Origin of the sequence: Bradyrhizobium sp. HKCCYLRH3061, from assembly GCF_051168015.1 — a bacterium.
Classification (GTDB): Bacteria; Pseudomonadota; Alphaproteobacteria; order Rhizobiales; family Xanthobacteraceae; genus Bradyrhizobium.
This window is the reverse complement of sequence record NZ_JBNPUE010000002.1, coordinates 41,559-54,976: the sequence shown is the minus strand read 5'-3', so window position 1 is coordinate 54,976 and position 13,418 is coordinate 41,559. Positions and strand designations below refer to the sequence as shown.

Annotated in this window: 7 protein-coding genes and 1 pseudogene; 1 reads left to right on the top strand and 7 read right to left on the bottom strand. The window is 58.6% G+C overall.

What is annotated here, in order from left to right:
* Positions 1–66 precede the first annotated feature (66 nt).
* The 7 genes and pseudogenes from ACQR2C_RS04075 to ACQR2C_RS04045 all read right to left on the bottom strand — a co-directional run bounded on the left by ACQR2C_RS04075 (position 67) and on the right by ACQR2C_RS04045 (position 9,659).
* Positions 67–2,418 (bottom strand): P-loop ATPase, Sll1717 family, encoded by a 2,352-nt coding sequence (locus ACQR2C_RS04075; RefSeq protein WP_434880503.1) that lies wholly within the window; start codon positions 2,416–2,418, stop codon positions 67–69.
* 482 nt (positions 2,419–2,900) lie between these two features.
* A complete protein-coding gene (locus ACQR2C_RS04070; RefSeq protein ID WP_434880502.1) occupies positions 2,901–4,361 on the bottom strand; it encodes a hypothetical protein in 1,461 nt (486 codons plus the stop codon).
* Between the two features lie 120 nt (positions 4,362–4,481).
* Positions 4,482–4,706, bottom strand: coding sequence for a hypothetical protein (locus ACQR2C_RS04065; protein WP_434880501.1), 225 nt, complete (start codon positions 4,704–4,706; stop codon positions 4,482–4,484).
* Positions 4,707–4,945: 239 nt separating this feature from the next.
* Entirely contained in the window at positions 4,946–5,674 is a 729-nt protein-coding gene (locus ACQR2C_RS04060) for a hypothetical protein (RefSeq protein WP_434880500.1), read from the bottom strand.
* Between the two features lie 1,110 nt (positions 5,675–6,784).
* Entirely contained in the window at positions 6,785–7,873 is a 1,089-nt protein-coding gene (locus tag ACQR2C_RS04055; RefSeq protein WP_315804879.1) for an IS110 family transposase, read from the bottom strand.
* 505 nt (positions 7,874–8,378) lie between these two features.
* A pseudogene (locus tag ACQR2C_RS04050) lies at positions 8,379–8,679 on the bottom strand (IS110 family transposase); the annotation flags it as partial.
* A 437-nt stretch (positions 8,680–9,116) separates the two neighbouring features.
* Entirely contained in the window at positions 9,117–9,659 is a 543-nt protein-coding gene (locus ACQR2C_RS04045; protein WP_434880499.1) for a hypothetical protein, read from the bottom strand.
* Between the two features lie 830 nt (positions 9,660–10,489).
* Here ACQR2C_RS04045 and ACQR2C_RS04040 point away from each other — a divergent pair.
* Positions 10,490–13,327, top strand: coding sequence for an FG-GAP-like repeat-containing protein (locus ACQR2C_RS04040; protein ID WP_434880765.1), 2,838 nt, complete (start codon positions 10,490–10,492; stop codon positions 13,325–13,327).
* Positions 13,328–13,418 lie beyond the last annotated feature (91 nt).

Here is a 13,418-nt window from a genome sequence, read left to right as displayed (position 1 = left end):
CTATGGTTGACTTCTAGGCTGATGCTGAACAGCGCTTGGCCTTCAGTTTAGTAAGATCCGGAAAAGTTATGAATCAATCGGTATTGTCTGTGGGACGGCTTTGATGCCTAGAGCGGGCCAAAAGGCGGGGTTAACAACATAATCCGCAGCGTCGGTATGACGTAAGGCCCTAATCTTGAGGACCTTGAGGTCGTAGTTTACTGAGTAGATGAAGTGGTCGGTGTCTCCTAAACGCGTCCCGAGGATGCCGTAGTAGAGTAGAAAGTCTACGACTTTCTCGCGATCTGCTTCGTCGATGTTAGCCTCGCGAAGGATGCCTTCAAGGTGATCGCCTGACATGACTTCGGGGGCATCAAGGAAATAGTACAGGAGGTCTTTTGCGTCGGGAAAAACGTCGCTTAACTCTCGGTCAAGCTCCTCCAGCAGATCATGGGAATAGGCGGTAAGCCCTTTATCGATATCTTGCTCAGATATCTTCTGCCGTCCAAAGTTGGTGGCGAAGCCACGGCAGTGGTTGAAGATCTTCAAAACGTTGCGTGGGCGCATCAAAGAGCGGTCGATCAGATACGTAGATGTCTCCTCTCCGAGGTAGTGTGACATACAAAGCTCTCGCCATACTGTATTGAAATCATATTTATCGAGCTTGCCTTTCATGCCATTGACTAGTCGTAAGCGCAGCATTTCCCGGAGCATGTCGGGGTCGCTCCAATCCAGAGCAGCTCTGCTTTCCTTTCCGTAGTCAGCGCTGTTCCTCATGAGGGTGTCGTAAACGTCATTCCTTACAAAAACGATGCAATGGAAGTCGTGCTCGTCACGCTTCATCTCACGTTCAATCTTTCTGCCAGCGTCTACGAGGCAGCGGAGGACGATGGCATCAATAACGTCAACACCGTGCGTGCTCCATCCCTTATCCAGGTTATCGAAAAGAACCCAGACCGACTTTTTTTGTTCGAGATATCGAGAGATTAGGGTGCGGAGTTTTTTGAGGTCGTGCTTATAGAGCAACTCGGTGACCTGTGCTGCCGTGAGGCGCTGAGCGTCAACCTCTCCAAAGTTGGATTTATATTTTTGTATCAATCCTTCCGATATTTTTAAAAGTCGCTCCGAAAAGTCGCCTTCAGTAGTGAAGTCAGATAGCTCGTAGGTGTTGCGGAGCTCGACATACATGTCGTGGAGGGAGTGGTTATGTCGATAGGTGTTGCTATCTTTCTCAAGAATTTTGTATGCGACTTCCAGGAGGATGAGATATTCCCAGAAGGCCGTAATGAGGTGTTGTCTCGCACCGGATGACAGGTAGGTTAGTATTTCCTCCTTAAGCTTAATGAGCTGATAGCCTTCTGGTTTTAAGTCGACGACGATGTTGCGCTTGTCTGCGCGTATCTTGTCGCGCACCTGAATGAACATTGCCGTTTTGCCGGAACCTTTGCGTCCAACTACCAAGTTGGCATTGCCGCGAACTGTTCTCTCGAACTGGTCGGTCTTCAGGTAGTACAGGCCTAGAGTTGGCATCTCATTCTCGGCACGAGGGTCGCCGATGCTGATCGCTTCAAGAAGTGTTTGAGTGTCAATTCCAGATGGTTCCGTCTTGCTCGCGTATTCGGCGATGAGCGGGCAAAAATCGGCAATCGCGTCTGCTATGTCTTGTGGAGTTCTGAATGGAACAATTTGATCCTTGACATCCAGTGGAGCTTCGAAAGTGCTGGGACAAAGCAGTAAAGTGGGTTTGCTCATACCTTCCGAGAGGCCGGCCACAAACATACATCGGATGTTGTGAGCAACCGCGCCGTCGATTGCGGGGTCTTGAAAAGGGAGGACGATGCCAGATGCAGCCGAGACTTGACGCACAGTATCGGATGCCGACATTCTTAGATCGTCATCTCCATTGAAGCTTCGGTATGGATAGCGCGCCTTCTTGATCCGGGATATCGTCGTTGTGATGCTTTCGTCCCTGTACGACGGTTCGACGATGTAGACCGGGAACTTGCGATCTAGCTCCTTCGATACGTGAAGAGGCGTGGTCTCTATGTGGGCGCAGAGGCGATCTTTCAGATCATCGTAAGTCTCATACTCGTGGTAGCCTAGAGTGTCGAAAATGCCTACGGCCTTCACGAGCTGCTTATCGCCTTCGGTAAGCTTGTGCCTGACGAGGAACGTTCGCTTGTTTCGGCCAATCGTAAATCCGATTTCATAGACTACATTGAGGTTTAGGTAGGAAATGTCGGCAACAACGAAGGGCGAATCATCGATCTTTTCCAGGATCGGCGAGATTAGAGTGCCGCCAGCGACGTCATTGAATATCCAGGGTTCGTAGATGACAGGGAGGGGCTTGGCGTTGGCTTTGCTTATGGCCTCGAAAATGCCCGCCGCGAGGGCTGAGTCTCTCGAAGGGTAAGCAACAAAAACCTGCTTCCTGGCCATTCGTGGATTCTCTTGTGCGAATCGCAATAAACAGTGCGGCGAGCTGAATACAAAATTGTATCTACTTTGGCATGGAACTGCCAGTTGTGCGCACGGCGGGGGTATGGAGAACTGTGGAGTGCCAGTTGGGGCTGGTGCAACCGCGGATCGCCGGTACGCAAGTCATTCGGCCTGGGCAATAGAGAGCCGTGCTGGGAGCAACTACGGCGAAATCCTCCGGAGATGGCAGCGGAAGCACGGTTGAGGGTACTTCGATCTCATCGCCTGAACGCGCTCGCAGCATACATTCCAGAGTAAGCGGGAGAGGAGAAGGCCCGGTCAGAAGCGGACTTTGATCGGGTGCGCGGTGTGATACAGAGCGGGATCAATTTGGGATACAAAGTGGCGCGTTTCAGCGAGAAAAGACTAATAAAATCAATATTGTTCCTGTGAACATGGTTCTCTCCGAGCGCACCACAAACCCACGTTTCTCCTTGAAATCCTTACAGTTTTTTCCGGATGTTACCCGGGAATGTTACCACTTCGTTCCCGCTCGCCGTTCCCGTCCTGTTTTCTGCGACAGGCCGCAGAAAATCATCCAGTGACTGGCCCTGGTCGAACGCGACCACCTTGTCCATTCCGCTGATGCCGAGCTTCTCGCGGTTGGCCTGGGCGATGTAGTGCGCCGGCATCTTCGGGTCGGTCCAGCCGAACATCGCCATCATCTGGCTCTCGGTGCATTCGGCATAGGCAACCACTTCGGCGCGCGCCTTGCGCACCCCATGGCAGCTCTTCTTTGCCTCGTTGACGCCGGCGAGAACGGCGTACTTCTTGAACTTCATCGCCCACGCCTTTTTGTTCATCGGCAGCACGCGCCCCTTCAGGCGCTTTCCGGTGAACACGTCAGCGCCGATGATCCCGGCGGCTCTTGCGGCCCGCAGGCTCGCCGCAAACTCGGGGTGCACCGGAACGGTCACCATCGTATTGCCCCGGCTCTTTTCGGTGGTGATCTGCACGGCCATCTTGCGCACGATCTGGCGCAGATGCGGCGGCCCGAAGCGATGCGCGTCCCCAAGCCGCAGGAACGTGTAGTGGAGGATGTCAAACATCAGCCGCGCCTCGGTACCGAGCGGCCATTTGGCCCGGTACCTGGCCATGTCCTCCTCCGTCCAGGGCAGAAAGCCGCCGCTCTCTCGCGACGCCCGCGCCTTCCCGGAGCGCAGGCCGATGGTCGGATCGTCGTCCTCGTCCAGGTGGCCCTCGTCAATCATCCAGCGCATCATGCCGCGCAGAGCCGATAGCAGATTGCCGGCCTGGGAGGCGGTCCGCGCCTTCATCTCCGCCTTGATGACGTTGCGCGTGAGGACCGAAAATGGCTTCTCGCCATTCCCGATCAGCAGGCTTTCGATCAACCCTGTCCGCTGGAGCCGCGTTGTCTCGGCAAGACCGGCATGGCCGACACTGAGATCGCCGAGCCAATGGTCGCTTTGCCTGTATCCGTACCAGTACCAGCGCAGTGTCCCGGGCTTTGGCGGCGAGCCGGGCCGCGCAGGGCGGGGGTCGCTGCGCTGCTTCTGAGCGTTGAGGTAGTCGCTGTCCTGCCCGTAGAGCGCTATCTGGGAGGCGATGGCGGCATCCACCTCAGCATCGAATTCCTCAGAACCGTACGCGGCCTTGATCCGGATCTTTGGCATTTTGTTGCGAAGCTGCACGTAGTAACGCAACTGACCGCGCTGGCTGACATCGACACAGAGATAGCGGCGTTCCGGCTGACCGGGCTTGTTGGTTCCTTTGACGCGCCGCATCCGCAACACTCCTCCGAGTGCGGCGACCGCCGCCTCATAGGCAGCATCGAACGCTCTCGTACCGTAGTCTTCGGCGATCCCGATCCGGCGTCCCTTCCGGCTGACCTTGACGTACCAGCGCAATGATCCGAATTCGGAATAGTTGAAATAGAGGTACATGCGACGATCCCCGGGCGCGCGGGGATCGGGACGTTCGGTCTCAGGCATTGGTCGGCTCCGTGAACCAATGCCTGGAGTCTACGAATCCTCGGATTCGGCATCAATGGCGAAAGGTGAGTTTCACCCGCTTTCGGTACCATTGAGACGGCGCGCAAGCGCCTCGGACGGCACCCAGACTTCGTCGAAATTGATCTTTGGCTGAGGGGAAGACCGAGCGCTCGAGGTAAGAGCGATCCTGATCACGCCGTCCGTATCGACGACGACCTCGGTGGCGCCGGCTTCCTTTGCAGCGCGGATCGCGCGCGCAATATCGGCCTGTGTGACCCTGGCTGGGCGGCGGGGCATCGAGGATCTCCATCCGATCTATGATCGCCGTCGGACTGCGCTTGTCCGACTCAACGAAAGGCCTTGAGCAATCGCCAGCAAGAAACGCCGAAATGCGCCGCTGAAACAGCGCTGGGTCTCTCGGTGGAGGACGTTTGGCGGGTATCGCGTGTGAAACGGACAGTCGGTGCAGAGTTCGACGATTGACGGCATGAGGCGCCGTTGCGGCAGATCCGCTTTCGACGGCACTCGAACCGGCGCTATTGGCCCTTTGTCGTCGGTTTGGCGGGTCCGTCGTCCAGCAGATGACGGTACCTCTTGCGCAATTCGTCCACCGCAGTTCGGTCGAGCTCGCCTCGTCGCTGACGGTCGCGCAGAACAGCACGGTCCTCCGCCGAAAGGGCAATCAGGAAGCCCCAGCCTTCACCCCTGTCCGGGAACAGCTCGACGATCCGCAGATCGAGCCGCGCGGCATCATCGTTGTCATGGGTTACCTCGATCGGCTTGGCGTCCAGATGTCTGCGGGACGTCCGAGGCAGATGGTTCGCCGAGGATAGTGATCTGTTTTTATCTGTTTCTTTATAGGCAGGTCCCTTAGGGCCCCGCGGTGCTTCTTTATACGCAGGTCCCTTTTGGACCTGCGGAGCCGCAGGTCCCTTTCGGCCCCGCGGCGGACCAGCAACGTTGGCAGGTACCGGCACGTCGCGGACGACATAATCGATCTCGCCGAACCGCTGGCCGTCGGCGAGTCGCTGCTGCTCTCGGGTGACGTAGCCAGCCGAGATCAATTCACGGAAAATGCGTTGCAGTTTCTTCCGGCCGACCAGAAGCGTCCGCCCGATATGGTCGAGACGGACGCGCCACTTGTGTGGGCGTGACAGCAGGAATCCGAGCACGCCCTTGGCCTCGACCGAAAGCCGCTCGTCAGTGAACACGGCATTCGGCACGATCGTGAAATGCGCCCTGTGCTCACGGCGAACGATGGTCAAGGGTGCGCCCCCAATTCGTCGGCCCTTGTCAGCGCAATCGACCGGGACCCAGACGCGGGAAGACCAACAGCGCGGCTCATGAGCGTTGCAGGATTGGAAGCGTCACGGCCTCTCTCAGCCGCAGCGGCCGAAGAGCAGGGCTGCCGCATGGAAGAGGTTGCTGAAGGTCTTTGACCAGGGCCGGCTGTAGTGGAAGCCCACGAGAACACCCCCGTGCACCATCCTCGGCCCATCCTGAGCCCGCTCGCCGGCGGGCAAGTTTGGTCGCATGCCGATCGAGAATGCCTGCGGACGCGCTCTCGCCGGCTGCAGCTCGATTAGTTTCCGTAGCGGGACAATGTTGATGGGAGCCAGGATCGCGGTAGCGCATGAGCGAACATGCCACGGCAAACGCGAACGATCATCATGCCGATCCTGCGATCCGCTTCGACAGAGTTGCTCATGTTCCGAATGTGTACCGGTCATCCCCCGGATGGAGAAATAGCGCCCTTCTAGAGCAACCGTCGCTCGTCACCGCGGCGATCCCGTGTGTTGATCCACCAGGGCCAATTCTCTGCAGTCTCGGATCACCAACGAAAGCACGTTCACCGTCGGAGGTCCGATTCCGCCCAACCCGCGCAGACGTACGCTATGGTGCGAATGGTGCCATTCGGGGGATTGATCCGCCTCACAAATTGTATTCGAACAGCAACAATGAAGTTCGTGAGTGACAGAGCGCTAGTAGTCAAGACAAGCACTTACGACCGCCGATTCTCCGCAGCGGAGAGGCGCTTTTATCTTGCCGGGAGTAATCGGGCGCTTCTCCGCCTTCTGCTCCGACATGATCGTCTCCTCTGCTTGATATTATACGGCTGCACACGAGCGGTCGACAACATGGCATTGGTCCGGCTTTCGTCGTGATCTCGGGGTGATGACATCTGGTGGTCCATCCAGGAGTTCGTGCTCAACCCCGCCTGCCAAGCGGGCGCACATGTCGTCGTCAGGATCGCGGGGCAACACAGACACAGTAGCGCGCTCGACGTCTCAATCGAGCTGTCGTCGCCGGCAAGATAGCGTGCTCTCCGCATCCGCTTCGATCCACCAAATGCCTCTCCGCCGATCGGCGGAAGCTCAGCCAATCTTCTGTCGTCGCGCCGTCGGGTTGCTAAAACTCGGTTCAGCGGCACTTTCATCTTCGGCTGCGAACCGGAACACAGATCCGTCGATCCACATGCGATGCATGACCACCGCCAGCTTACGCGCAACGGCCACCACCGCGCGCTTGTGGCCACGCTTGGCTGCGATCCGGACACCCCAGGCCTTGATGCCGCACCATTGCTTGGAACGCACCAGCATTGCGCTCGCCGCCTCGTAGAGTACGGTGCGAACCTCCCCGTCGCCGCACTTCGAAATGTGCCCTTCGATGTCGATCGATGTGCCCGTCTGTATGCGCCGGGAGGTCAGCCCAAAATGCGCCCCTACGGTCTTGGACTTGCTGAACCGGTGCGGATCGTCGATCGCTGCCTTGAAGGTCAAAGCAGTCACGGGACCAACGCCTGGAATGGCGCAGAAGCGCCGGCAGAGCTCGTCCCGTCCGACCATTTGAACCAGCAAGTCGTGCAGCCTCTTGTACTCGGCCCATAGTGCTTCCCAGGCCCGTAACATGCATTCCGTTATGCCCCCAATCAGACTGTCATGAGCCACCAGGTCTCGCACCCGCGCCGTAAACGACGCCCGCTGAACCCGCGGTCCAACCAACAGACCGAACACCTTCAGCGACTGTCTGATTTCGTTTTCGATGTCGAGCAGCTTGCGCTTGAGCGTCCGCCGGTGACCGAGGAGCAGCCGTAGTTTATGGCTCTCCGGGCTCTTGACGTGGACCGGTCGATACCAGCCCGCCCGCACCAGATGCGCCAGACCGCGCGCGTCATTCTTGTCGGTCTTGTTGCGCTGCGCCTGCAGGGCCGCCGCTGCCTGCCGTGCTTCCAACAGCACCATGGGAAGGCCCAGGGACACGAGCTCACGGTGCAGCCAAGGTGCTACACTGCCTGCTTCATGGCCGACCTTGTCGAGCCGCGGCAGATACGGCGCAAGCGCTTCAAAGATGATCGCCGGATCGGTCAAAACGCTGGCTTCGAACACAATGGTGCCGTCGCGGCTGTTCATGACACAGATCGCGGTCTTGGTGCTCGAGGTGTCGAGCGCTGCTGAGAGTTTCATCGGCGGACGTCCTCTTCGGCGAATCAATGTTGATCCACCGCAATGCTGCGCCTTTGCCGTCAACACTGTCTCGCCTTGCGCGCGCCCGATTACGCCGACACTTTAATCGGTCGGATGTTCTGCCTCTCTGCCACGATCGTCTTCGTCGTTTTCGCCATCGGTGCTCTCCATCTTCATCGTCAAAAACACGCCTGCAGCGCGGTCTGATCTGCAGCTCTTCGACAGCGAGGAGTCCCAGTGCGCCGTGCAGCTTTCCGCGCTCAGCGGCGGCGTGGCGCGGCTGCACGATGGCAGCAGCATAGCCGTCGCGGGGCAATTTTCCATCGGTCTGACGGAGCCACGTCACAGGCAATTTGGCGCGATCGCGCTGCCGCTTCGGGCACCACGTCGCAGGCAAGATAGCGTGCGTTCCGTCGTCTCTGATCTGCACCGGTCCTCATCTGCTGACAGCGGAGCTCCATCACTTCGCGCGTCGTCCGCGACGCCTATTCGTTGCTGCAGGCGCGGCGCGTGCATTCAGCATGGCGTCGATCATCTCGCTGACCAGCGCATCGCCGGCCACCGCGTCGCGCACCGCCTGCGCAAACCCACCGCGGACGACATGGCTCAGCTGGATGCCAAACGCCTTCAACGAGTGCCGGATCGCGTTCTCGAGATCGAGGAATTTGCGCTTGAGATTCCGGCGATGCTCAGCAGCAGCCGCAGCCGGTAGGCATGGCGCGGTCTTGATGTGCGCGCCGGAACCAGCCGGTGCGCATGATGCGCGCGATGCCGAGCGCGTCCGCACGGTCGGTCTTGTTGCGCTGCACCCGAGCGGTCGACAACATGACAATGGTCCAGCTTCCGTCGTGATCTTGCGGTGATGACATCTGGTGGCCCATGCAGGAGTCCTCACCCTTGGTGAGCGGCCGAAAAGTGCAGCGATCGGGCTCCCTTAAACAATAGGTTAGGAGCGCCAATTGATCATGATCAATTCCGGTGCTTCCCAACCGCTTGATGATACTGAGGCTTGGCGTGGCTTCGGTCGCAACCGGCGAACTGCCTGACGATCGGCGCCGCTGAGTTGGGACGACAGTGGGGCTGGAGCAGGATGCGGACCAGTCGTCGGCTGAAATCCTGGGAGCGGGCTGGCCTGATACGCCGTAACGCGGGAGCGATCATCGTAACAGGAGCAGCGATGCAGACCGCTAAAGAGAGTACAGCTGCCGTGACGGAGATCGCTGGTCCTGAAGGGATCTCCGGGCTACAGCGCGGCCGGCCGTCCCACAGTAACGGTCAATCGGGCTTCTTTGATCGTGGCTCTGGCTGGCGTGTGTGTGTTTGGCTTCCTCACCCGTGCCCACCTCCAGCACGCGGCATCTTTGGAAATCGCCATTGCCGACAGGGCCGCAGACATCGAGGTTCGCCTCGAGATCGTGAGCCGAACGGTGGCGGATATCGATCGACGGATCGCCCAGATAGACGCTGCGATCGACGAGGCGACACGCAGCGGCCGACCGAACGGCGCGATGACGATCGCAGATGAGAGGCGCCGCTTACGGACTGAAATGTCCGCCGACCGGCGGCGCGAGGGGCGGGCGCGCGCCAGCCTGCAGATTGAAAGAGGCAGGATCCAATCAGAGCGCAGGGGGCCGAAGTCGAGGTCGGACCGGTGCGGTATCTCGCTGAATTGCTCGGTATACCAGCGACAAATCTGGAGGAAGCAGTTCGGAATCTCAATCTGGCGCTCGTCGGTGTCCTCGATCCAATAGCGGTGGCGCTGCTGCTGGCTGCTGGGCTGACTCAAGGCGAGCAGTTCGATTGTAACGCTCTCGTACGGCCGAGCCACACATGGCGCAGTAGCATGTGCTCGGGCAGGTATTCCACCGGCGGCGGCTGCGATGGCGCCGAGTGCATGCTTCTACACGCTGGCCCGCTGCCCAGACGACTACGGCTTCGTACCGATACTCCGGCCGATGGAGTTCGGTTGACAAATTCAAACCGAGGTTCTCGCGAGTCACGTCTGAGTCGGCTTGGCACTGGCCGCGGCGGCTTCCCAGCCGGGCTCGACTGGACCATGTATCAGGTGGTCACCACAGCCTTGGAGAACAGCCAAGGCCATTTTCCCTGATCATATTCATCATCAAAGCGGCCGCCGACCATGAGGTTCTTGCCGTTGAGAACGGGGCGCCCGTCGAGCAGGGTGCGTGCTGAACAAATCGTTCCGTTTCAACCCCGATCTGATTCGATTCGAATCTGAGCGCGACAGCATGTCGTTGAGGAATGATCTACCTTTGGTTGTGTAAATGGCGATGCTTCTCAAGCTTGTTTGTGCCGCCTGTGAACAATAGCCCTATCGAGAATGGCGAGTGCAGGCAGTAGCCAATGTCTCGGTTGTACTTTCGCTCAAATAGTACTCCGGTCCTGTGGACAGACCGCGTTCTCTATTGCTCAGCACACACGCGTTACGTTTCCTGTGCTGCGAGGTGTGTCGGGGCTGCGGGGGCAGACATGTTTGGTAGTTCGATTCGAGGCGTTCGCGGCAACGGCGAAGAAAGACGGCTGCGAGGAATAGGAAGCGTCTGCCTCGGCGCATTTTTTTGGATCTTGAACACAATCGTAGGTTATTCAGCGTCTATGACGCTACCTGGATCGTTTTCCGTCAGCCAGTCAGGCTCAGCGACGTATTCGGTCCCAATCTCGATGCCCCCTGGATCTGCAGGCGTAGTTCCGGCGCTTTCGCTGGACTACAATAGCCAGGCTGGCAATGGACTGCTCGGCGTCGGCTGGTTTCTCGGCGGATTGCCATCGATCGGCCGGTGCCCACAGACCAGGGCGCAGGATGGTGGTGTACGCGGCATTGCCTTCGATGCTGGTGACCGATTCTGCATGGAAGGAGAGCGCCTCGTCGCTGTCAGCGGAACTTATGGCGCAAACGGGACTGAATACCGGACCGAGCTCGAAGGCTACTCCAAGATCATCTCGCATGGGACGGCGGGAACGGGGCCTGCCTGGTTCGAGGTGCGTACGAAATCCGGTCAGGTGATGGAGTTTGGCAATACGGCTGACTCCATGAGTCTTGCGCAGGGCAAGTCATCGGCGCGTGCTTGGGCGCTGAACAAGATCAGCGATACCAAGGGCAACTATTTGACCGTCACTTACACCAACGATGCAGCCAATGGGCAGGTGTATCCGAGTCGGATCGACTATACTGGCAACGCTAATGCCAATGTTGCGCCTTATAATTCGGTGCAGTTCGTCTACACGACGCGGTCAGATCCCTTCGCCGGCTATGAAGCAGGGTCTGTCGTACGTACGACCGTGCTGATGACAAATGTAAGAACATTCACTGGATCAACGCAGATCGCTGACTATCGGTTGACCTATGGTCAGTCGGCGGCAACGTCTCGGTCACGTCTCGCGAGTGTGCAGGTTTGTGATTCGTCGTCTTCGTCTGCCTCGTGTCTGCCTGCGACCACGTTCGGCTGGCAGCTAGGAGAGTCGACCTTCCAGGCTCCTATTGGTGGCAATCCGAGCACGGGAGCCGGGCAGATTAACAGTTGGAACTGGGGGCAGGGATATTACATTTCGACGAGCGGTGATGTGAATGGGGATGGCAAGGGTGACGCCGTTCTCGTCGCTCCGACAGCGAGTGGGCTGTATGTCTATAGTCTCATCGGAACCGGCTCAGGGACGTTCAATCTCGTTGGTGGCAATCAGAGCAACGGCAGCGGTACAATCAACAACTGGAACTGGGGGACCGGTATGTACACGACCGGACTCGCAGACCTGAATGGCGATGGGAAGCTGGACGTCATTCTGGTCGCCCCGACCTCCAGCGGGCTTTACGTCTACTCGCTTCTTGGAAATGGCGACGGCACTTTCAGCCTGGTTGGTGGAAATCCAAGCACCGGTGCAGGTCAGATCAACAATTGGAATTGGTCAGGCGGCTATGTGTCGATCTGCAACGACCTCAACGGCGATGGTCGCAGTGATATAGTGCTCATCGCCTCGACGACCAGCGGACTTTACGCCTATTCGCTGATGGGCAACGGCAATGGTACCTTCAACCTCGTCGGCGGAAATGCGTCGACTGGTGCGGGCCAAATCAACAACTGGAATTGGGGCGGAAGTGGAGTGTACCAATCGTCGGGCGCTGACGTGAATGGGGATGGCCGAGGCGACGTCCTACTCGTGGCGCCAACCACCGGCGGTCTATATGCGTATTCGCTGATCGGTAACGGGGATGGAACGTTCAGTCTGGTCGGGGGGAGCCCATCGAAAGACGGGTCAGGCACGATCAATACTTGGAACTGGAGTTCCGGCGTCTACATGGTGATGAGTGCCGATATCAATGGCGACGGCAAGACTGATTCGGTGTTGGTGGCTCCGACCACCAACGGACTATACGTCTATTCCCTCATCGGAGACGGCAGCGGCAGCTTCAACCTCGCTGGTGGAAATCTAAGCACGGGTGCTGGTCAGATCAACAGTTGGAACTGGACGGGTGGCTACACGCCCGGGCTCGGGGATATCAACGCCGACGGCAAGGTCGATCTGACGATGGTTGCTCCTACAGTAAACGGTCTTTTCTCCTATGTTCTGACTGGTCGCGGGGACGGTACCTTCAATCTGATTGGTGGAAACGGTGTGGATGGTTCAGGGACCATGAACACCTGGAACTGGTCTGGTGGCTACAGCCCGATGGGTAGTGAACTGAACGGTGACGGAAAGTCTGATGTCGTTCTGGTGATGCCGACTCCCAACGGATTGTACGTCTACAGTCTGCTGGCCGCTGCCGGCTATCCGGACCTCATCACCACCATCACGGGGGGGCTTGGGACCACGACCACCGTGACCTATCTGCCGCTCACGAACTCGTCAGTCTACACCAAGGACACGGGTTCGAGCTATCCGCTCATCGATCTGCAGTCTGCGGCTCATGTCGTGTCGCGGGTCGACGCGTCGAATGGGATCGGAGGAACGTACAGTTCGACTTACACCTATGTCGGCGCCAAGTCGGACATCACCGGCCGTGGGATGCTGGGCTTCCGCCAGATGACGGTGAAGGATCTGCAGACCGGGATCGCGGACACGACGACGTTCCGGCAGGACTTCCCCTATATCGGCATGGTGGCATCGACGACGCGGACCTTGGGCACGCAGACACTGGGACAGTCGACCAACACGTTCCAGTTCAGCAATGCGGCTGGGACGACGACGATCAGCCCGTCGGGCGCACCGTACCGGGTGTTGCTGGCACAGAACGTGTCGAGCGGCTCTGATCTGGACGGCTCGGTGCTGCCGACGGTGACCACCGCGAACCAGTATGACGCCTATGGCAATGCGACGCGCGTGGCCGTGTCGACACCGGATGGCTACAGCAAGACGACGGTCAATACCTACACCAACGATCCGTCGCTCTGGTATCTCGGCCGTCTCACGAGAGCTTCCGTCACCAGCGTCGCGCCCTAGCGGCACGACATCAAAACGTTTGTGGCGTGGGTTGGCCCACGCCACCGGGGAACTGTGTCCTGCGTTGCGCCGGTCAGGGGCTGACGGGCGA